Raw genomic sequence first — 18,372 nt, forward strand, 5'->3', positions numbered from 1 at the left:
GATCATCGACGTCTTCATCTGCAAGCTCCGCCGCAAGCTGGCCGAGGCCGGGTTCAGCGGCGCCATCGCCACCGTCTGGGGCCGCGGCTATGTGCTCCGCGAGGCCGCCGAGGCGCCGGCCACCGCGCCGCGCACCATCGTCGCCGCCGCGCCGGACGTCGCCCGCGCCGCCTGACGCCGCACGCCTGCAGGGGGATACAGGGGAGAGCCCGCCCGGATCGCTCCGGGCGGGCTTTTGCTGTCCGGGCCGCCGTCGCCGATGGCGCGCATCAATGCCTTAGCGGGCGGCGCCCCAGTCCCGGTCGCTCCAGTCGCGGCCGCTGAGATAGGCGGCGCGGCGCGCGCCCGCCATCGATCCCAGCGCCGCCGCGACGGCGCCGAGCAGCAGCGCCGCGAAGCCCCAGAAGGATGCGACGGCGACGCCCTTGGCCGCGGCATCGGCCGCCTCGCGCGCCCGCTGCTCGGCCGTCTGCGCCGCCTGGCGCGCCTGCGTCTCCGCCTGGTCGATGCGCTGCCCGGCTTCGGCCGGGGTGATCCCGGCCTCGGCGGCGATCAGCGCCTGCAGGCGGTCGCGCGCCCCAGCCTCGTAGCTGCCGGAGGCGATGCGCTGCGCGGCGATGCTGCCGATCTCGGCCATCCGCTGCTCGCTCGTCATCTGCTCCGGATCGGCGCGGCGCGTGAGGGCGGAGCGCGCTCGCTCCAGCGCCGCCTGGGGATCGATCACCTGACCGGCCGCCCCCGCCGCCTGGCCGGCGGCGCTGCCGATGCCCTGCGCGACGCCGCCGATGGCGCTGCCCGCGCCCTCGGCGACAGTGCGCGCCGCGCTCGTGGCATAGCCCCCGGCGACCGCCGCGCCGAACAGGAAGGCGACGCCCCAGACCGCGAGGCCGTGCAGGGCGCTGTCCTCCTTGTCGACATTCCCGGAGAGGCGGGCCGCGGTGTAGCCGCCGAGCCCGAGGCCGATGAGCGAGGAGACCAGCAGCCAGACCCCGGCCACCAGCGTGATGGTGCCGGCGTCCGGCGTTTCGCCGGGCATCATCGGGTCGATCGTGGTGGCGCCGACGGCGACGCCGAGCACGTTCAGCATGAAGCCGACGGCGATGGCGACGACCGCGCCGGCGACGATCGCCTGCAGCGACACGCGGCTGCGCAGCTTCGGCGCACCCTCGATCGACACCGCGCCTTCGCGTGGCTCATTCATGATGGCGGACATTCGTTCCTCCTGCGGGGCGGGCCTGGCATTTCAACGTGGCCGGGCGCGAGCAGTTGCGCTGCCGTACAACTCCGCGGACATCGGGCAACAAAAGCTGACATGACCTGACTCGTTTGCCTCTCGATTTCGTGAGACTGCTGGGTGAGAGACGGAAGGAGCCAGTCATGGGCAGCATTCGCAGAACGGTTATCGGGTTGGATACGGCCGTCACCGTGCGCGTCTGGATCGATGCCGCCGGCCGGCAGGTCGGGATGGTCTTCCTGCCGAGCGGGGTAGTCGCGGGCCGCCGCGTGGCCGCCGCGCGGGATGCGCCGGTGTCGACGGAGCAGGCGGCGGTCGCCGCCATCCGCACCGCAGCGGCGCTCGGGCTCGAGCTGGTGGTTGAGGATCCGGACGGGCTCTGGGACGGCTACATGGATTGGCTCGACGCATTGCCGGACGAGCTGCTGGAGCAGGCGATGGTCGCCTGAGGCGGCCTGCCGGCCTGTCCCACCGCGCCGCCGCGCGGCTCCCCCCGGGACGGGCCGCGCAGCCGCATTGGATGGCGGATTGAAAAAAAGCCCCGCCGGAGCGGGGCTTTGACGGCCACAGACACATGTGCCGAAGCTGCGCAGCTTGACCCGCACAACTTCGCGGCACGCGATGATCGGCGGCTTGCGTGAGCCACCGGTTCTCGCCGTGCGCCGGCAGCATGCGATCTCGCGGCCGCGGATGCCAGCGCAATCACACCCACAGAACGCGGGCTGCGATCACGAAATACCCCGTGGTCAGGGTTTGTCCATGTCGTCGGCATTGCGATGGCCGGCCATCACCGCCTCGATATCGCGTGTGATGCGGCCCAGCGTCTCGGTGCTCGCCGGGCCGCCGGCCAGGTCGCTGCCGCGCGACCACGCTTCGCCCGGCACGGGCGCATAGGAGACGGTGGCGCCGAGATATCCTTCCGGGCTTCGCTGGCTCGGCGGCACGTAGCGGATGCTGATCTTGCATTCCCGGGGCATGGCGACCTCCTGCGGCCCGCGGAGCGGGCTTCGCGCAAGCGGGGGATGGGCATGATGGCAGAGTTGGGGGTTGGCGCCGGATAAAACAGGGCGGGGCGTAATGTAGCGTCAGGGTGTGACCCGGAGGGAACCGGCGCCAGACCTCTCCTGAGCTGTCACAGCCTGAAAATGCTGCTGTGACGCTGTGACCCTGAAGGGGAACCTCCCTGTCCCAAGTCGGCCCCGGCTGCGAAGGCTGCCCGCGCGACGGCAACTGCTCCACACAGCCGCGTCACGCCGAGGGTCCGCCCATGGGACGGCCGGCGAGGCGATGCGCACGCATTGCCCTGACCGCCGACGCCCTGCTGGGGCCGCGGCTCGCGGGAACGGCGGGGCCGCCCGGAAGCCAGAATGTCCGAAGAGCATGCCAGCCACGGGGCGCATGGCGGCGCTTGCGCATCGCCATCCGTTCCGACCGGAGGGATCTGTCCCGAGCCGCGAGCGCGTGCAATTCCGCCAAGGCGGCGGCGGAGGAGCTAAAGCGCCGTGCGTCCGGCAAATCATGATCCATCGTCTGGATAATTTCGTAACGCCTTCCAGTCAGTCTATCGCCATCGTCATGAAGAAAATCTGCAGTCACCTCCCACATTTCGATGCCGTCCAAATGCAACAGAAGGATGCGCATGGCGGTATTCCTTTCGGTATAATCCAGAATTATGGCATGAATTACGACAGATTGGCGAGGAACTTATAGTTTACGATACAATCCGTCTCGCGACTTTGCGCGCAGGCCCGTTCGAAGGCTGCCACAGACCGCCTCTTCGCCCGCGTCCGGCCTTGACGCGCACTCTCTCGCACGACAAAGTTCCTTTATCGGAACAATGTTCCTTTAATCGGAACACAGGACGCTGCCGTGACCCCGCTCCGCAACCCGCGCCTCATCGGCTTCGCCGCGCTCGACGGCATCGCGCGCTACGGCGTCCAGGATTTCTTCGAAGGCTGCCCGCGGGCGGCAGCGGCCGGTGCGCCGACCTCGGTCGCCGCGGTCTATGAGGGCGCGGCACCCTTGCCCGCCGGCACCGGCATGGCGCGGCACGCGGCGCGGCTGCCCTATGTCAGCTTCCCGACGCTCGGCGAAGGCGACACGCCGCTGCTGCCGCTGCCACCCGTCGCGGGGCTCGGCGCACTCTGGCTCAAGCGGGAATCCGCGAACCCGACCGGCAGCCACAAGGACCGCATGTCGCCGCTGGCGGTCGCCCGCGCGCTGGAGGTGGGCGCGCGCGGCATCCTCGCTTCCTCCTCCGGCAATGCCGCGATCTCTGCCGCCGCCTATGCCGCGGCGGCCGGGCTGCCCTGCCGCGTCATCGTCACGCCGGCGCTGACAGAGGCCTATCGCCGTGCCATCGCGCGCACCGGCGCCGAGTTCATCGTCTGCCGCGACAGCCTGGCGCGCTGGGATGTGGCGGCGCGGCTGGTGCGCGACGAAGGCTGGTTCCCGCTGACCAACCATCTCGTGCCGCCTGTCGGCAGCAACCCCTTCGGCGTCGAAGGCTACAAGACCATCGCCTATGAGATCGCGGAGGCGCTCGGCACCGCGCCCGATGCCGTGCTGGTGCCGACCGCGCGCGGCGACCTGATCTGGGGCATCGGCGCCGGCTTCCGGGGACTCGCGGCCGAAGGCGTGATCATCAGCGCCCCGCGCCTGATCGCGGTGGAGCCGATCCCGCGCCTGACCCGCGTGCTGGCGGGCGAGGCCGCGATCACCGATGCCTTCCCGGGTGCGACGCTGCAATTCTCGACCGCCGGCGGCACCGCGACCGATGCCTCGCTGCGGGCCATCAGCGACAGCGGCGGCACCGCGATCCAGGTGCCGGATGCGGCCGCCGCCGAAGGCCAGGCGGCGCTGGCGCGGCTTGGCTTCGATGCCGAGCTCTGCGGCGGCGGCGCCCATGCCGCGATCGGGATGGCCCGGGCAAGCGGCGCGCTGCGGGAGGGCGAGACCGCGGTGATGATCCTGACCGCAGGCTCGGCCCGCGAGCCCGCCGGCGATCCGCTGCCGCCGCTCGCGGTCACGGAGGGCGCATGACCCGCGCGGCGCCACGCGCCGTCGCGCCGGAAGCGCCCACGCCCGCCACCGGCAGCCAGTCGCTGGAACGCGGGCTGACGGTGCTGGAGCTGCTGGACACCAGCGAAGCGCCACTCGGCGTCCGGGAACTGGCGCGGCGCCTCGAGCTCGGGCCCACCATCGTGCAGCGGCTGCTGAACACGCTGGCTGCGCGCGGCTATGTCGAGCAGGTCGCGGAGACCCGGCGCTACCGGATCGGGCCGCGCGCCCTCGGCCTCGGCGCCGCGCTGCTGCGCACGGATGCGCTGATGGCGGGCGCGCGGGAGGCGCTGGAGCGGCTCGCACATGAGCACGGGCTGAACGGCTTCCTCGGCGCGGTGCGCGGCGGGCGGCTGACCTACCTCCTCGCGGTGCAGAGCCCGGGGCCGATCGCGATCCGCAACGCACCCGGCAGCGAGGCGCGCTTCCACTCCACCGCCATGGGCAAGGCGCTGCTCGCGGCGCTGCCGCCGGGCGAAGCCGACGCCCTGCTCGGGGCGGCGCCGCTGCCGCGCCTGACGCCGCGCACCATCACCGACCGCGCGGCGCTCCGCGCCGATCTCGCCGCCGCGGCCGCGCGCGGCTGGGCTTTCGTCGATGGCGAGAACCTGGTGGGCGTGATCTCGGCCGGCGCCGTCATCCGCGACGCTGGCGGCGCTGTCGCCGCCGCGATCTCCGTCGCCGCACCCGGCGGCGGTGCGGAGGCGGTCGCCGCCATCACCGCACCCTTGCTGCCGGAGGCGCGGCGGCTCGCCGCCCGGCTCGGCTGCCCCGCAACCCTCTTGCCGCCGGAAGTCCCGTGATGCTGACCAATCTGGACCGCCTGCATGACCGCATGGCGGCGATCCCTGCCGATGCCGTCATCGGCACCATGCCGGAGAATGTGCTGTATCTCTCCGGCCTCTGGGCGATGACGCAGTGGATCAGGCGCGGGCCGCAGGCCTATGCGCTGCACCCCGCGCCCGGCCGCGGCACGTCCTGCGTCGTGGTCGGCGCTTCCGCCGCCGATCACCTCACCGATGGCAGCGCCTGGGTGACCGAGGCCTATCTGCATGGCCGCTTCCCGGCGGAGGTCATCGCCGGCGATGCGGAAGGCGATGCCTTCGCCGCGCTGCTGGCGCAGGAGCCCTTCGCGGACCCGATCGCGGCGCTGGCGGCAGCACTCCGCGACCGCGGTCTGGCGCGCGCGCGCATCGCGGTCGATGAGGTCGGGCTGATGCCCGGTCATTGGCAGGCGTTGGCGGCGCTGCTACCGGAGGCGGTGCTGCTGCCGGCCGCGGCCGTGCTGCGCGACGTCCGCGCGGTGAAGACCGAGGAGGAAGTGCGGCGGCTGCGCATGGCGGCTGAGGTCGCGGAGCGCTCCGTCACCGCCGCGCTCGCGATCGCCCGCGAAGGCGTGACGGAGGAAGAGCTGATCCGCGCCTTCGACGCGCGGACGGTCGCGGAAGGGGGCCAGCCGGTGCTCCGCTGCATCGGCTTCGGTCCGCGCTCGGCGCTGCCGAATGTGGTGCCGTCGCGGCGCGCGCTGCGGCCGGGCGAGGTTATCCGCTTCGATGCCGGCGGGCGCTGGGGCCACTACCGCGCCGATATCGCGCGCTGCGCGGTGCTGGGCGAGCCGTCGCCGCGGCTGCGTCAGGTGCAGCGCGCGATCCGCGCCGGCCTCGACCGCGCGCATGAACTGGCACGGCCGGGCATGCGCTGCGCCGAGCTCTTCGCTGATGTGATGGAGACGGTGCGCCGCGAAGGCCTGCCGGAATACCGGCGCGAGCATGTCGGCCACGGCATCGGCCTTGACGGCTATGACGCGCCGCTGCTCGGGCCTTCGAGCACGGAAGTGCTGGAGGCCGGCATGGTGCTCTGTGTCGAGACGCCCTTCTACACGCTCGGCGCCTTCGGGCTGCAGGTGGAGGACACGCTGGTGGTCCGCGAAGGCGGCGCCGAGAGCTTCATGACCACGCCCGCCGATCTCGTCTCCGTCTGAAGGATCAGGACGATGCGCCGACGCTCCCTCCTCCTTGCGACCCTTGCCGCCCCCGCCATCGCGCGCGCCGCGGGCGGCCTTCCCGGCGGCACCGCGACCGTGGTCTGCGGCTTCGCGGCCGGCGGCATCGGCGATGCGCTGTCGCGCCTGGTCGCGGAAGCCGCGCGCGATCGCCGCGGCGCGCCTGTCATCGTCGAGAACCGGCCCGGTAATGGCGGCGCCATCGCGACCGAGCGCGTCTCGCGCGCCGCCCCCGATGGCCTCACCATCGTGCTCGGCAGCCCGAGCGCGCTGCTGGTGCTGCCGCATCAGGGCAATGTCGGCTACGACCCGGTGGGTGGGCTGACGCCGCTCGGCCAGCTCATCGCGCAGCCGCTGCCGGTCTATGTCCGCGCCGACAGCGCGCTTGCCGATTGGCGCGGCGCCATCGCCTTTGCGCGCGCGAATCCCGGGCGCTTCACCTGGGGCACCGCGGGGTCGCGGAGCTTCGCCGAGATCGTGGTCGAGAAGGCCTTCGAGCAGGAAAGGGTCGAGACCACCAGCGTGCCCTTCCGCGGCGGCGCGGAAGCGGTGCAGGCGCTGCTCGGCGGCCATGTCATGGCCGTGGCGTCCACCGATTACGGCCCGCTGCTGCGCCAGGACGCGGTGCGGCTGCTGGCGGAGACCGGGCCCAATCCAGTGCCCGGGCATCCCGGCGTGCCGACCTTCCGGGCGCTGGGCTATCCGCTGTCGCCGCCGGCCGGCTACGGCTTCCTCGGCCCCGCGCGCATGGCGCCGGAGGCGGCCGCCTGGTGGGAAGCGCTGCTCGGCGACATCGGGGGTTCGCCGGTGCTGCCCGCCTTCGCGGAACGCTATGTCGGCGTCGCCGCGCCCGAGGACGCGGCCGGCTACGCGCGGATCATCCGCGAAGGCCATGCCGGCTTCGGCCGGGCGCTGCGGCCCGGCTGAATCGCCGCTCAGACCAGGCCGAGATCCTTCAGCACGCCCTCGACCTCGCGCACCTCCTGCTCCAGGAACGCCGCGAACTCGCGCCGGGGCTGGTAGATGAGCTGCCAGCCGCGGCTCTCCGCCTCACGCTTCCAGGGCGCGCCCTCGGCCATGGCGGCGATCATTGCGCCGAGCTCGTTGACATGAGCTTCCGGGATACCGGTCGGCGCGAAAACGCCGCGCCAATTGTAGAAGACGACGTCGAGCCCGCCCTCCCGGAAGGTCGGCACCGGCACGCCGGGCGCGCGCGCATCGGCGGTGAGGCCGAGGGCGCGCATGCGGCCGCTCTCGATATGCCCCGCCCATTCCGCGTAATTCGCGATGCCGGCCTTCACCTGGTTGCCGATGATCGCACTCGCCGCCGGCCCGCCGGAGTTGAAGGCGACGTAGCTCACCTGCGCGGTCGGGATGCCCAACGCCTTGGCGATGAAGCCGAGCGTCATGTGGTCGGTGCCGCCGGCCGAGCCGCCCGCGATCGAGGTGCCGCGCGGATCGGCGCGGAAGGCCTGCACGAAATCCGCCAGCGTGCGGATCGGGCTCGCCTCGGGGACGACCAGCACATGCGCCTCCCCCTGCAGCCGCGCGAGGGGGATGGTGTCGCGGGACGCGGTGACCGGGCTGCGGTTGACGATCGCCGAGCTGACCAGCGAGAGGCCGGCGACCATCAGGGTGTTGCGGCGGCCGCGCATCGCAACGAAGCGCGGCAGGCCGATGGAGCCACCGGCGCCGGGCACATTCTCCACCATCGCGGAACCGATCGCGCTGGTCTCGCGCAGCACCTTCTCGATGACGCGGGCGAGGCCGTCCCAGCCGCCGCCGGCGCCGGAGGGCACGAAGAGCCGGAGCTGGTCGATGGCGGGCGTGCCCTGGGCGAAGGCAGCGCGCGAGACGGCCGGGGCCGCCAGGGCAGCCGCCAGCAAGGCGCGGCGGGTCGGGTGGGTCATGACGTTGCCTCCTCCTGCGCCATTGCGGGCGCTTATTGAATTTTTATGAGGAAATAAACAATAAGTCGAGGCTGATCTCGCCGATCCCGCGCGGGTTCAGCAGCGCTTCACCCGCAGCTCCTGCCAGAGATGGGCGCGCAGGACATGCGAGGCGCCTTCCCGGTCGCCGGCTTCGATCATGTCGAGGATCCGGAGATGATCCTCATTGGTGCGGATCAGCCGCTCGCGGTCGGTGGCGCCGGAGATGCGGCGCTCCAGCAGCAGCCGCATCCGGTTCACGCGGCGGATCGATTCGAGCAGGAAGGGGTTGCCGGAGGCGGCGACGATCGCCTCGTGGAACTCGGCGCCGGCGCGCTGGACCTCGGTGCGCGGCCAGGTCTTCCAGCCGCCGTCGAGCACGGCGCGGAGGCGGGCGCGGAGATGCGCCGCGGTCTCCGGCGCCAGGGCGTAGCCCGCCTCCATCAGTGCCGCGGGCTCGATCAGGGCGCGGAAGCGGTAGCCCTGCTCATAGGCTTCCGGCGAGCGGAGCACGGGCAGGAATTCCCAGCCCTGGCCGGGCAGGCGCTCCAGCAATCCCTCCCGCGCCAGGCGCGCCAGCGGCCGCTGCAGCCTGCTGCGGGTCACGCCATAGCGCCGCGCCAACTCACTCTCGGTGACCCGGGCCGGCAGGCGCTCATCCAGGTGATCCTCGGCGATCCGGGCATAGAGCGGATCCTCACCCACCTCCGCCGCCGCGGCGCCCGGCGCCGGGCCGGCGGGCTCGGCCGGCAGTGCCTTCAGGAAAAAGCCGCGATGGCGGTGGCGCTCGACCAGGTCCTGCGCCGCGAGCATCTCGAGCGCCTGGCGGATCGGCGTGCGGGAGACGCGGAAGGCCTCGGCCAGCGCCTGCTCGCGCAGATGCGCGCCTGGGCCGAGCCCGGCGTGACGCGCGTGCTGCAGGATCTCAGTGGCGAGCCGGTCGGGCAGGGCATCGCGGCCCCGCCCCTCCTCCCCGCCTCGCGCTTCATCCGGGCCCATCGCCAGATCGCCTCCCCGTGCCTGCGAGCAGGATCGCATATTTATCTTGATCAGTACAATCCTCCGGAGCATGGTCCGGCCGCACGCCAGCCAGAGGAAACCGCCCATGCGCTTCGCTGTCCTGCCCGGCGACGGGATCGGCCCGGAGATCACGGCCGCGACCATTGAGGTCCTCAACACAGTCGATGCCCGGCTCGGCCTCGGGCTGCAATACGAGGAGCATGAGGTCGGCCTCGCCGCGCTGAAGCGCGTCGGCACCACCACGCCCGAGGGGGTGATCGCGGCCTGCCGCGCCGCCGATGGCATCATCCTCGGCCCGGTCTCGCATTCCGAATATCCGGCGCGCGCCGAAGGCGGCATCAACATCTCCGCCGAGCTCCGGGTCGTGCTCGACCTCTACGCCAATATCCGCCCGGCGCGCTCGCGCCAGGGCCTGCCGCATTACGGGCGCACGGGGATGGACCTGGTGATCGTGCGCGAGAACACCGAGGGCTTCTACGCCGACCGCAACATGCATTGGGGCATCGGCGAGTTCATGCCGACGCCCGATCTCGCGCTCTCGATCCGCAAGATCACCGCGGAAGGCTCCCGCCGCATCGCGCGCGCCGCCTTCGAACTTGCAGCGCGCCGGGAGCGGAAGAAGGTGACCGCGGTGCACAAGGTCAACGTCATCAAGGTCAGCGAGGCGCTGTTCCTCCGCGAGGTGCGCGCCGTCGCGCAGGAATTCCCCGGCATCGCCTACGACGAGCAGCTCATCGACAGCATGGCGGCGCTGCTGGTGCGCGATGCCGAGCGCTTCGATGTGGTGGTCACCACCAACATGTTCGGCGACATCCTCTCCGACGAGGCCTCCGAGCTCTCCGGCAGCCTCGGCCTCGCCGGCGCCATCAATGCCTCCGCAACGCATTGCATGGCCCAGGCGCAGCATGGCTCGGCGCCTGATATCGCGGGGCAGGACAAGGCGAACCCCGCCTCGCTGATCCTCTCGGCCGCGATGTTGCTGGACTGGCTGGCGCGGCAGGCGCCGGGGCGGGAGCGCTTCGCGGTGGCCGCGCAGGCGATCGAGGGCGCGGTGGACGCGCTGCTCGCCGATCCCGCGCGCCGCACGCCGGATCTCGGCGGGCCGCTCGGCACCCGCGCCTATACGGCGGCGCTCTGCGAGGAGATCGGGCGGCGGCTCGCTGCGTAAGGCGGAAACCCAAGCAGGAACGACCGCGCTCTCCGGGGTCATACGGGGCGAAGCAGACATTGAGAGATGCCATTGCTCCCGCGCATGGCGCCTCCGCTGAGTTCAGCGGCCCCGAGTTCCCTCTGCCGGGTTCGCGCAGAAGATCGCGACCTTGTTGCCCAGGGGGTCGCGGAGATAACCGACATAGAAGTGGTCGCTGTACTCGTCCCGAAAGCCCGGGGCGCCCTCGTCGGAGCCGCCTGCCTCAAGGCCAGCGGCGTGGAGGTTACGCACCATTGCGTGCGTCTCGGCCTGGAAGGCCGTCATGGAGCCATTGCCGACAGTCGCCTCTTTCCCGTCATATGGCTTCTTCACGTACACCGCGCCAGGGCCGTTGACCCGGCCCGGCACGTTCGGCCGGGTGAACTCGACCCCGTTCGCTGCTTCCTTCTTCTCGTAACCGAGCGGGATCAGGATGGCCGCATAGAAGCGTCCCGAGCGTGGCACGTCGTTGGCACCGACCGTGATGTAGCTCAGCATTCAGTCGCTCCTGTCTATTGATCGGATTTTCACCGCAGGCCTCGCGCCACCGCGCCGTCAGGCGATGGCGCGGAACAGGATGCAGACCGGGCTGCCGGTCGGGATCACCTGGCCCGTCGGTGCCAGGCGGCCGGTCGCGACGTCCACGCGGAAGGTGACGATACTGTCGCTCTCCTCATTCGCGGCGAAGAGGAAGCGGCCGGTCGGGTCGATCGCGAAGAAGCGCGGCGTGATGCCGCCGCTCGGCACCCATTGCACCGGCGCGAGCCGGCCGCTGGCGCCGTCGATGGCGAAGACGCCGATCGAATCATGCCCGCGGTTGGAGGCGTAGAGGAAACGGCTATCGCCGCTGACCGCGACCTCTGCCGCATGGCTGTGGCCGGTGCAGTCATCCGGCAGGGAGGGTAGCAACTGGAAGGGGTCGAGCGTGCCGCGCGCCGCGTCGTAGCGGCAAGCGAGCAGGCTCGAGGCCAGCTCGTTCAGCACATAGGCAAAGCGCGCATCCGGGGTGAAGGCGATGTGCCGCGGCCCGGAGCCTTCCCGCTGCGTCAGCGTCGCCACGATCTCCAGCCGCGCGGCATCGGCGTGCACGCGGAGCGCGACGCTGCGATCCGTGCCCTTGTCCGGCACCAGGATGAAACGCCCGGCCGGGTCGGGCTCGACCTGATGCGGCTTGGCGAGGGCCTGCTGCGTCCGGTGCGGGCCGGGCTCCCCCGGCATGGTCGCGAGATCCGCGATCTCCCCGATGGCGCCGGTGCTGGGGTCGAGCCGCAGCAGCGCGACGGTTGAGGTCAGGTGGTTCGCGACCACCAGGAAGCGGTCATCCGGCGTCGGCACCAGATGCACCGGATTGCGCCCGCCGGTAGCACCGGTGTTGAGGTGGGAGAGGCGGCCGGTCGCTTCCTCGATGCGGAAGGCGCTGACCTCCTGCCGGTCGCCATGCACTACGTAGAGGATCGGCCGCGTCCGGGCGAAGGCGAGGAAGCTCGGGTTCTCGAAACCGGGGAGGAGCTGCTGGTGCGTCCAGGCGCCGGTCGCGGCATCCATGCGGTAGAGGTTCAGCCCGTCGCCCCGCGCGTTCCGCTCGCGCGAGGTGCGGCAGCCGACATAGACGTGGAAGGCGGATGGTCGCATCGCTTCAGCCCTCCGGCCTGATGTCGGCTTCCTCGACGATGCGGGCGAATTTCCGCGTCTCCTCGGCGACGAAGCTGCGGAACTCGGCGGCCGACATCGGCCGCGCGGGACCGCCCTGCTCCGCCAGCTTGCTGGCCATATCACGGTCGCGCAAGGCCGCCGCCACCGTGGCGTGCAGCCGCTCGACATTGGCGGCCGGCATCACCGCCGGCGCGAAGAGGCCGAACCAGTTCACCAGCTCATAGCTTTCTAGGCCCGGTGTCTCCGCCAGCGCCGGCACTTCCGGCAGTTGCGGCATCCGCTCGCGCGAGGTGACGGCGATGGCGTGCAGCCGGCCGTCCCGGATCAGCGGCAAGGCGGCGCCGAGGCTGGAGAAATTCAGCGTCACCCGCCCGGCCGCGACATCGGTCAACGCCGGCGCCGAACCGCGATAGGGCACGTGCAGGATGTCGGTGCCGGCCATGCGGTTCAGCATCTCGCCCGCCAGGTGCTGCGGATTGCCGATGCCGGCGGAGGCGAAGGAGAGCTTTCCCGGATTGGCGCGTGCATAGGCGATCAGCTCCGCCGGGCTGCGCGCGGGGACCGATGGATGCGCTACGATCACGTTGGGGATGGCGGCGACCAGCGCCACGCCCTGCAGCTCCCGCGCGGGGTCGTAGGTCATGCGCTGCTTGAACAGCGACGGATTGACCGCGATCTCCCCGGCCGCGGCCATCAGCAGGGTATGGCCGTCATCGGCGCCGCGGGCCACCGCCTGGGCGGCAATCATGGCGCCGGCGCCGGGCCGGTTCTCGACCAGCACGGGCTGGCCGAGCGCCGCACGCAGCGGCTCCGCCAGCAGCCGCGCCACGATGTCGACGCCGCCGCCCGACGCATAGCCGACCAGCATCCGGACCGGCCGTTCCGGCCAGGCGCGCTGCGCGCGGGCGGCGGAGAACGGGAGTGCGGCCGCGGTGGCGGCGAGCAGGGCGCGACGCGTGCTCATGGATGGTCCTCCTGATGCTTGGCTTGTCATTCGGCCGCCATGGGCGTCGCGAGCGCCTTGCGCAGGATCGCCGGGATCATGCCGCCGCCCTGGATGAGGGCGACCTCGCGCGCCGTCTCCAGCATCGCGGTCGCGTGGCCGCAGAGCGTGCTGCCATCGGCGCGGCGGATCGCGACCGGCACCGCGGCGCGCGGGGCGAGGGTGGCAAGGTCGAGCGCGACCTCGATGGTGTCGCCGGGTGCGATGCCGAGCGCCTCCGGCCGCCAGCCATCGGGCAGGCGCAGCGGCAGCACGCCCATGCCGACCAGGTTGGCGCGGTGGATGCGCTCGAAGGAATTCGCGAGCACTGCGCGCACGCCGAGCAGTTGCGCGCCCTTGGCCGCCCAGTCGCGGGAGGAGCCGGTGCCGTAGCGCTCCCCGGCGAGGATCACGACCGGCAGCCCGGCCGCCGCATAGCGCGCCGCCGCGCGCCAGGCCGGCAGCAGCTCGCCCTCCGGGGCGAAGATGGTGTGGCCGGCCGGCGCGCCGGGGGCGAGGTGGTTAACGATGGTGCGGTTGGTGAAGAGGCCACGGAGCATCACCTCCCAGTTGCCGCGACGCGCCGCATGGACATTGAGGTCGCGCGCATCCTCGCCGCGCTCGGTCAGCCAAGCGGCGGCATCACTCCGCGCCGGGATCGCACCGGCCGGCGAGATGTGGTCGGTGGTGATGTCGTCGCCGAGCACGAGCAGCGGGTGCGCGGCGAAGCCGCTGCCGTCCGGCGCGCCGCGCAGGGTGACGAAGGGCGGCGGGCGCAGATAGGTAGAGGCCGGATCCCAGGGAAAGCGAGCGCTGGTGGGCGCGGTGAGCGCGGCCCAGGGGCCGGAGGCCTCCGCTTCGTCGTAGGCGGGGCCGACATCATCAGGGTCGAGGGCGGCGGCGAGCACCTGCTCGATCTCCGCCTGGCGTGGCCAGAGCTCGGCAAGGCGGACCGGCGTGCCGTCCGCGCGGGTGCCAAGCGCGTCACTGATAATGTCGAGCCCGGCCCGGCCGGCGAGCGCATAGGCGACGACCAGCGGCGGCGAAGCGAGCAGCGCGGCGTCGATCTGCGCATGCACCCGGCCCGGGAAGTTGCGGTTGCCCGAGAGCACGGCGATCGGCTTCAGCCCCTGGCTTTCAACCGCATCGGCCACCGCCGGCAGCAGCGGGCCAGCATTGCCGATGCAGGTCGCGCAGCCATGCCCGGCGATGCCGAAGCCGAGCGCTTCCAGATCCGCGAGCAGGCCGACGCGCGCGAGGCGCCGCGCCGCGGCCGGCGAGCCCGGCGTCAGCGATGTCTTCACCCAGGGTGCCGGCCGCAGCCCGAGCGCCCGCGCCTTCCGCGCCAGCAGCCCGGCGGCGACCAGCAGGCCGGTATCGGTCGTGTTGGTGCAGGAGGTGATGGCGGCGATCGCCACCGCATCGGCCGGGATCGCCCCGGCCGCGGCGCCGACCGCTTGCGCCACCGCCGCCGGCACCTGCGCGGGATCGAGCCGGTCCTGCGGCCGCCGCGGGCCGGCGAGCGAGGGGCGCAGCGCGGCCAGGTCGATCTCCAGCACCTCGGTGTAACGGGGCTCGGCGGCGGGATCGAACCAGAGCCCGGTCGCGCGGGCGAAGGCTTCGACCAGTTCGCATTGCGCGGCATCGCGGCCGGTGGCCGCGAGGAAGCCGATGGTCGCGGCGTCGATCGGGAAGCAGCCGGTGCTGGCGCCGTATTCGGGCGCCATGTTGGCGACCACCGCCCGCTGCATCGCGGTCAGCGCGCCGACGCCGGGGCCGAAGAATTCCACGAATTCGCCGGCGACGCCGCGCTGCCGCAACCGCTCCGTCACGGTCAGCGCGAGGTCGGTCGCGAGGGTGCCGTCCGGCAGGGCGCCGGTCAGCCGCACGCCGATCACCTCCGGCACGCGGAGCGAGACCGGCACGCCGAACATCACGCCCTCGGCCTCGATGCCGCCGACGCCCCAGCCGAGTACGCCGATCGCATTCACCATGGGCGTGTGGCTGTCGGTGCCGACCAGCGTGTCGGGCACCGCCCAGAGCGCGCCGTCCCGCGTCTCGGTCGCCACCACGGTCGCGAGGCGCTCGAGGTTGATGGTGTGCATGATGCCGGTGCCGGGCGGGAAGACGCGGAAGCCGTCGATCGCCTGCGCGGCCCATTTCATGAACCGGTAGCGCTCCGCATTGCGGTCCATCTCGCGCGCCATGTTGGTGGCGAGCGCGCCGGGGACGGCCGAGACATCGACCGCCAGCGAATGGTCGGTGGAGGTCGCGACCGGCACCGCGGGGTTCAGCAGGCGCGGGTCGCCGCCGGCTTCGGCCAGCACGTCGCGCATCGCGGCGATGTCGACCAGCGCCGGGCCGCAGGTCGTGTCGTGCATCAGGATGCGGCCGGGGGCGAAGGGGATCTCCGCCTCGCTCCGCCCGGTCGCGAGCCAGTCGAGCAGCGCGGCGCGGCCGGCGCGCGCTGCCTCCGGCTCCGCGGCGCGCAGCAGGTTCTCCAGCAGGACGCGGTGGCACCAGGGCATGCGGGCGAGCGCCGCACCCGCCGCCGCGCGCAGATCCACGTGCCGCCGCGTGCCGAAGCGGCCTTGCAGCCGTCCGACGGGGGTGGATGCCGGGATGGTCATGCCGCTGCTCCCTGCGCCTTGTCGCGGGCCTTATGTCGTTTATCCTGATAAAAGACAACCTGGGATCTCTGGCCGGCGTGCCGCTCGCATGGCATCCCGGCCGGGTCCTTCGATAGGAGCCCGCGTGGCCCGCCCACCCGCCGAGACCCTGCACCGCAGCCTGGCCCGCGCCATCCTCGAGCATCTGCGCGAGCAGGGCGCCGAGCCCGGGATGCGGCTTGCCGAGACCGGGCTGGCATCGGCGCTCGGCACCTCGCGCGCACCGGTGCGGGGGGCGCTCGGCATCCTCGCGCAGCACGGCCTGGCCGCGCCGGCCGCGAATAGTCGCGGCCTGGTGCTGCGCCAGCTGCCGCCCGCCGGCGACGACCCGCTCGGCGATGACAGGGACAGCGACGCGGCGGAGCGGCTCTATTGGCGGCTCGCCGCCGACCGGCTGGAAGGCAGGATCCCCGACAGCATCGCGGAGGCCGCGCTGCTGCGGCGCACCGGCGTGCCGCGCGGCAGCCTGCAGCGGGTGATGCTGCGCATCCTGGCGGAGGGCTGGGTGGAGCGCGGCGCCGCGGGCGGCTGGCGGTTCCTGCCGCTGATCGACGGACCGGCCGCCGAGGACGAGGCCTATTGGACCCGCCGCGCGCTGGAGACGGCGGCGCTGCAGGCGCCCGGCTACGCGCTGGCGCCGGCGACCGCCGCGCGGCTCCGGCGCGAGCAGGAGAGCCTGCTGGATGCCGGCGCAGCCCCGGGCCCGCGCACCATCTTCGAGCTGAACTCCGGCTTCCACCTCGCACTCGTGCAGGCGTCCGGCAACCGCTTCCTGACCGATGCCGCCGCGCGGCTGACGCGGCTGCGGCGCCTCGCCGGCTATGTCGTGGCGCTCGACACCACGCGGCTCGCGACGCAGGTGACGGAGCACATGGCGATCCTGGAGCGGCTGGAGGCGGATGACCGCGTCGCGGCCACCGATCTGCTCATCCGCCATCTCGAGGCCGGCCGCGCGGCGCGGGCGCGATTGCTGACCGCGGCGGCCGACCGGCTCGGCCAGATGAGCAAGGCGTCACGGCGGGACGCGTGACCCGCGAGGCGGGTCGGCCGGGCGGCGCCGTTCAGCTCCGGTCGATGGCGCGCCACCCGCGGGCCCGGGCTTCGGCCGCGTCGAGCTGCTCCAGCGCGGTCTTCGCCCGCGACGCCTCGTCCCGCGTGGCGCAGGCGAGCAGCGTGACCTCGTGCCCGCCGGGGCCGGTCTCGATCACCAGGAAACCGGCCGCCTCTCCGGATGGCGCGGCGACGATCTTGTAGGTCGGTGGGGACGCAGGGCGGGCCGGCGGGCCGGCATCCGAAAGGGACTCGCTCATTCATCGCAGGCTAGAGCGTGGCCGTGGCCGCCGCTCTAACCTGCGTTAACGCGCCCGACGAAAATGATTACCGCCCGCCGCGCATGTAGCGCTGGCTCGGCTGGTAGGTCGCCCAATGCACGAGGCTCGCCCAGAGCCGCTTCACGCACCGCATTTTCATGCCCTTCCATCGCAACATGACGCGCCTGGATGCCTAAGGCCGGATCGCCCGTGCAGGCAGCGACGAAAGTCGCTCCTCGGCGGGCTCATCCGTCGCTTCCGCTTGCGTCGAATGGCAGGCCGTCTTGGCCCTGGCGCGCCGACATCGCGTTGCGGCGCTGCTTCGGACCATGCCCGATCAGGTGTTAATGCATCCTCAGCCGCCCTACGCGCGGACGCGGATCACGGATGCGCCGCGCGCCAGGCGAGCAGCGCGGCCGCTGCCAGCAGCACCCAGAGATCGAGGCTGATGAGCAGGGCAAGGCCGAGGGCGGGCCTCGCCGTGGGTCGGTCGTGGACAGCGATTTGGTCATGGACAGCAATCATGCTCGCTCCTCCTGACAATGCCGCCGCAGCGGCAGGTCCGGCATGCAGGAGGATGGGCACCGAATGCGGCGGAAGCGGGCGGCGAATGCGGCGAAACGGCGCCCGTGCGGCGCATCGTCGGAACGTGAAGCCGCCCCCGGTGGAACCCCATGCGGCCGGCGCATGAACGCGCCGGCGCCCCCTTGCCACGGCGGCAGGCCGCGACAAGATCATCGCGCGCCGCGGCGACGGGCGCCCGGCGGGATGGGGAGAGATTGGAGGAGGGGACCGCCATGGTGATGCAGCCAGGTGCGAGTTTGGCCGCGATGCGGCCGGAGACGGATGACGAGGCGCTCGATCGCCTGCTCCATCCAGGGCGCCACTACGATCGGCCCCAGGATGTGCTGGCGGACCCGGCGCTGACCCGGTCCGAGCAGCGGGCCATCCTCTCCTCCTGGGCCTCCGATGCCTGCGCCGTCACCGGCGACCCCAGGCTGCGCCGGCTGCCGCGCTCCGGCCGGCCGGTGTCGTTCGACGAGATCATGGACGCGCTCGCGCAGCTCGACCGCGCCGGCGCCGGCGGGCGCGGGGCAGCGCCGCGGCGGCCGGCCGACGATCCCCGCGGCGCCGGCCTCTGAAGCCCATCTGCCGGATCTTGCGGAGGGGATCGGGATGCCTGACTGGCTGCGCGCGATGATGACGGGCCTCGGCCTCGCCGGCGCCGTGCTGGCGATCCAATGGGCGTTGGGCCTCGGCGGTTTCCAGGATGCGGAGGTGATCCGCGATCCGCCGCCCATGCCGGTGGTGATGGCCGGCTGAGG

At 72.4% G+C, this 18,372-nt stretch carries 21 protein-coding genes; 10 read left to right on the top strand and 11 right to left on the bottom strand.

Annotated features, from left to right (window positions below):
* Nucleotides 1-175, top strand: a 175-nt coding sequence (locus GXW71_RS30520) for a helix-turn-helix domain-containing protein (protein WP_211856726.1), incomplete at its 5' end; no start/stop codon positions are given.
* A 102-nt stretch (nt 176-277) separates the two neighbouring features.
* Here the strand turns inward: GXW71_RS30520 and GXW71_RS30525 are convergent.
* Entirely contained in the window at nt 278-1,213 is a 936-nt protein-coding gene (locus GXW71_RS30525; protein ID WP_211856654.1) for a hypothetical protein, read from the bottom strand.
* A gap of 164 nt (nt 1,214-1,377) precedes the next feature.
* Between GXW71_RS30525 and GXW71_RS30530 the strand changes: the two genes are divergently transcribed.
* Nucleotides 1,378-1,683, top strand: a complete 306-nt coding sequence (locus GXW71_RS30530) for a hypothetical protein (RefSeq protein ID WP_211856656.1) — start codon at nt 1,378-1,380, stop codon at nt 1,681-1,683.
* Between the two features lie 297 nt (nt 1,684-1,980).
* On the opposite strand, the gene GXW71_RS30535 is transcribed toward GXW71_RS30530, so the two are convergent.
* Both GXW71_RS30535 and GXW71_RS30540 read right to left on the bottom strand, forming a co-directional pair.
* On the bottom strand, nt 1,981-2,211 hold the full coding sequence (locus GXW71_RS30535) for a hypothetical protein (protein WP_211856658.1): 231 nt from the start codon (nt 2,209-2,211) through the stop codon (nt 1,981-1,983).
* Nucleotides 2,212-2,482: 271 nt separating this feature from the next.
* On the bottom strand, nt 2,483-2,875 hold the full coding sequence (locus tag GXW71_RS30540) for a hypothetical protein (protein WP_211856660.1): 393 nt from the start codon (nt 2,873-2,875) through the stop codon (nt 2,483-2,485).
* A gap of 228 nt (nt 2,876-3,103) precedes the next feature.
* Between GXW71_RS30540 and GXW71_RS30545 the strand changes: the two genes are divergently transcribed.
* The 4 genes from GXW71_RS30545 to GXW71_RS30560 are packed head-to-tail and all read left to right on the top strand — an operon-like array spanning nt 3,104 to nt 7,223.
* Complete coding sequence (locus GXW71_RS30545; protein WP_211856661.1) at nt 3,104-4,276, top strand: threonine synthase; 1,173 nt, start codon at nt 3,104-3,106, stop codon at nt 4,274-4,276.
* Entirely contained in the window at nt 4,273-5,097 is an 825-nt protein-coding gene (locus tag GXW71_RS30550; protein ID WP_211856663.1) for an IclR family transcriptional regulator, read from the top strand. Before GXW71_RS30545 ends, GXW71_RS30550 begins: the two co-directional genes overlap by 4 nt.
* A complete protein-coding gene (locus GXW71_RS30555; protein ID WP_211856665.1) occupies nt 5,097-6,275 on the top strand; it encodes a M24 family metallopeptidase in 1,179 nt (392 codons plus the stop codon). The genes GXW71_RS30550 and GXW71_RS30555 overlap by 1 nt, the downstream gene beginning before the upstream one ends.
* A gap of 12 nt (nt 6,276-6,287) precedes the next feature.
* Nucleotides 6,288-7,223, top strand: coding sequence for a tripartite tricarboxylate transporter substrate binding protein (locus GXW71_RS30560; RefSeq protein ID WP_211856667.1), 936 nt, complete (start codon nt 6,288-6,290; stop codon nt 7,221-7,223).
* Nucleotides 7,224-7,231: 8 nt separating this feature from the next.
* On the opposite strand, the gene GXW71_RS30565 is transcribed toward GXW71_RS30560, so the two are convergent.
* Both GXW71_RS30565 and GXW71_RS30570 read right to left on the bottom strand, forming a co-directional pair.
* Entirely contained in the window at nt 7,232-8,206 is a 975-nt protein-coding gene (locus GXW71_RS30565) for a Bug family tripartite tricarboxylate transporter substrate binding protein (protein ID WP_211856669.1), read from the bottom strand.
* A gap of 96 nt (nt 8,207-8,302) precedes the next feature.
* A complete protein-coding gene (locus tag GXW71_RS30570; RefSeq protein WP_211856671.1) occupies nt 8,303-9,223 on the bottom strand; it encodes a GntR family transcriptional regulator in 921 nt (306 codons plus the stop codon).
* A gap of 106 nt (nt 9,224-9,329) precedes the next feature.
* Here GXW71_RS30570 and GXW71_RS30575 point away from each other — a divergent pair, with 106 nt between their 5' ends.
* A complete protein-coding gene (locus GXW71_RS30575) occupies nt 9,330-10,412 on the top strand; it encodes an isocitrate/isopropylmalate dehydrogenase family protein (protein ID WP_211856673.1) in 1,083 nt (360 codons plus the stop codon).
* A gap of 102 nt (nt 10,413-10,514) precedes the next feature.
* On the opposite strand, the gene GXW71_RS30580 is transcribed toward GXW71_RS30575, so the two are convergent.
* From GXW71_RS30580 to acnA, 4 genes are read right to left on the bottom strand one after another with little or no spacing between them, the layout of a single operon-like run.
* On the bottom strand, nt 10,515-10,931 hold the full coding sequence (locus GXW71_RS30580) for a VOC family protein (RefSeq protein ID WP_211856675.1): 417 nt from the start codon (nt 10,929-10,931) through the stop codon (nt 10,515-10,517).
* Nucleotides 10,932-10,988: 57 nt separating this feature from the next.
* Nucleotides 10,989-12,065, bottom strand: a complete 1,077-nt coding sequence (locus GXW71_RS30585; RefSeq protein ID WP_211856677.1) for a lactonase family protein — start codon at nt 12,063-12,065, stop codon at nt 10,989-10,991.
* A gap of 4 nt (nt 12,066-12,069) precedes the next feature.
* A complete protein-coding gene (locus GXW71_RS30590; RefSeq protein WP_211856679.1) occupies nt 12,070-13,050 on the bottom strand; it encodes a Bug family tripartite tricarboxylate transporter substrate binding protein in 981 nt (326 codons plus the stop codon).
* Nucleotides 13,051-13,076: 26 nt separating this feature from the next.
* The gene (acnA, locus tag GXW71_RS30595) at nt 13,077-15,698 is read right to left on the bottom strand and encodes an aconitate hydratase AcnA (protein WP_211856681.1); all 2,622 of its coding nucleotides are present in this window, start codon (nt 15,696-15,698) and stop codon (nt 13,077-13,079) included.
* Between the two features lie 124 nt (nt 15,699-15,822).
* On the opposite strand from acnA, the gene GXW71_RS30600 reads away from it, so the two are divergent.
* The gene (locus GXW71_RS30600) at nt 15,823-16,767 is read left to right on the top strand and encodes a GntR family transcriptional regulator (RefSeq protein WP_211856684.1); all 945 of its coding nucleotides are present in this window, start codon (nt 15,823-15,825) and stop codon (nt 16,765-16,767) included.
* A 31-nt stretch (nt 16,768-16,798) separates the two neighbouring features.
* On the opposite strand, the gene GXW71_RS30605 is transcribed toward GXW71_RS30600, so the two are convergent.
* Complete coding sequence (locus GXW71_RS30605) at nt 16,799-17,047, bottom strand: hypothetical protein (RefSeq protein WP_211856692.1); 249 nt, start codon at nt 17,045-17,047, stop codon at nt 16,799-16,801.
* A gap of 381 nt (nt 17,048-17,428) precedes the next feature.
* Nucleotides 17,429-17,572: a hypothetical protein gene (locus GXW71_RS30610; RefSeq protein ID WP_211856694.1), complete on the bottom strand. Its 144-nt coding sequence runs from the start codon at nt 17,570-17,572 to the stop codon at nt 17,429-17,431.
* A gap of 272 nt (nt 17,573-17,844) precedes the next feature.
* On the opposite strand from GXW71_RS30610, the gene GXW71_RS30615 reads away from it, so the two are divergent.
* Nucleotides 17,845-18,189, top strand: a complete 345-nt coding sequence (locus GXW71_RS30615) for a hypothetical protein (RefSeq protein WP_211856696.1) — start codon at nt 17,845-17,847, stop codon at nt 18,187-18,189.
* Nucleotides 18,190-18,223: 34 nt separating this feature from the next.
* Nucleotides 18,224-18,370, top strand: a complete 147-nt coding sequence (locus tag GXW71_RS30620) for a hypothetical protein (RefSeq protein WP_211856697.1) — start codon at nt 18,224-18,226, stop codon at nt 18,368-18,370.
* Nucleotides 18,371-18,372: the final 2 nt, after the last annotated feature.

Origin of the sequence: Plastoroseomonas hellenica, assembly GCF_018129085.1 — a bacterium.
Lineage (GTDB): Bacteria > Pseudomonadota > Alphaproteobacteria > Acetobacterales > Acetobacteraceae > Plastoroseomonas > Plastoroseomonas hellenica.

Coding starts and splice junctions, on each gene's coding strand:
- GXW71_RS30525 (WP_211856654.1), bottom strand. CDS start 1,213: ATGTCCGCCATCATGAATGAGCCACGCGAAGGCGCGGTGTCGATCGAG.
- GXW71_RS30530 (WP_211856656.1), top strand. CDS start 1,378: ATGGGCAGCATTCGCAGAACGGTTATCGGGTTGGATACGGCCGTCACC.
- GXW71_RS30535 (WP_211856658.1), bottom strand. CDS start 2,211: ATGCCCCGGGAATGCAAGATCAGCATCCGCTACGTGCCGCCGAGCCAG.
- GXW71_RS30540 (WP_211856660.1), bottom strand. CDS start 2,875: ATGCGCATCCTTCTGTTGCATTTGGACGGCATCGAAATGTGGGAGGTG.
- GXW71_RS30550 (WP_211856663.1), top strand. CDS start 4,273: ATGACCCGCGCGGCGCCACGCGCCGTCGCGCCGGAAGCGCCCACGCCC.
- GXW71_RS30555 (WP_211856665.1), top strand. CDS start 5,097: ATGCTGACCAATCTGGACCGCCTGCATGACCGCATGGCGGCGATCCCT.
- GXW71_RS30560 (WP_211856667.1), top strand. CDS start 6,288: ATGCGCCGACGCTCCCTCCTCCTTGCGACCCTTGCCGCCCCCGCCATC.
- GXW71_RS30565 (WP_211856669.1), bottom strand. CDS start 8,206: ATGACCCACCCGACCCGCCGCGCCTTGCTGGCGGCTGCCCTGGCGGCC.
- GXW71_RS30570 (WP_211856671.1), bottom strand. CDS start 9,223: ATGGGCCCGGATGAAGCGCGAGGCGGGGAGGAGGGGCGGGGCCGCGAT.
- GXW71_RS30575 (WP_211856673.1), top strand. CDS start 9,330: ATGCGCTTCGCTGTCCTGCCCGGCGACGGGATCGGCCCGGAGATCACG.
- GXW71_RS30580 (WP_211856675.1), bottom strand. CDS start 10,931: ATGCTGAGCTACATCACGGTCGGTGCCAACGACGTGCCACGCTCGGGA.
- GXW71_RS30585 (WP_211856677.1), bottom strand. CDS start 12,065: ATGCGACCATCCGCCTTCCACGTCTATGTCGGCTGCCGCACCTCGCGC.
- GXW71_RS30590 (WP_211856679.1), bottom strand. CDS start 13,050: ATGAGCACGCGTCGCGCCCTGCTCGCCGCCACCGCGGCCGCACTCCCG.
- acnA (WP_211856681.1), bottom strand. CDS start 15,698: ATGACCATCCCGGCATCCACCCCCGTCGGACGGCTGCAAGGCCGCTTC.
- GXW71_RS30605 (WP_211856692.1), bottom strand. CDS start 17,047: ATGAGCGAGTCCCTTTCGGATGCCGGCCCGCCGGCCCGCCCTGCGTCC.
- GXW71_RS30610 (WP_211856694.1), bottom strand. CDS start 17,572: ATGATTGCTGTCCATGACCAAATCGCTGTCCACGACCGACCCACGGCG.
- GXW71_RS30615 (WP_211856696.1), top strand. CDS start 17,845: ATGGTGATGCAGCCAGGTGCGAGTTTGGCCGCGATGCGGCCGGAGACG.
- GXW71_RS30620 (WP_211856697.1), top strand. CDS start 18,224: ATGCCTGACTGGCTGCGCGCGATGATGACGGGCCTCGGCCTCGCCGGC.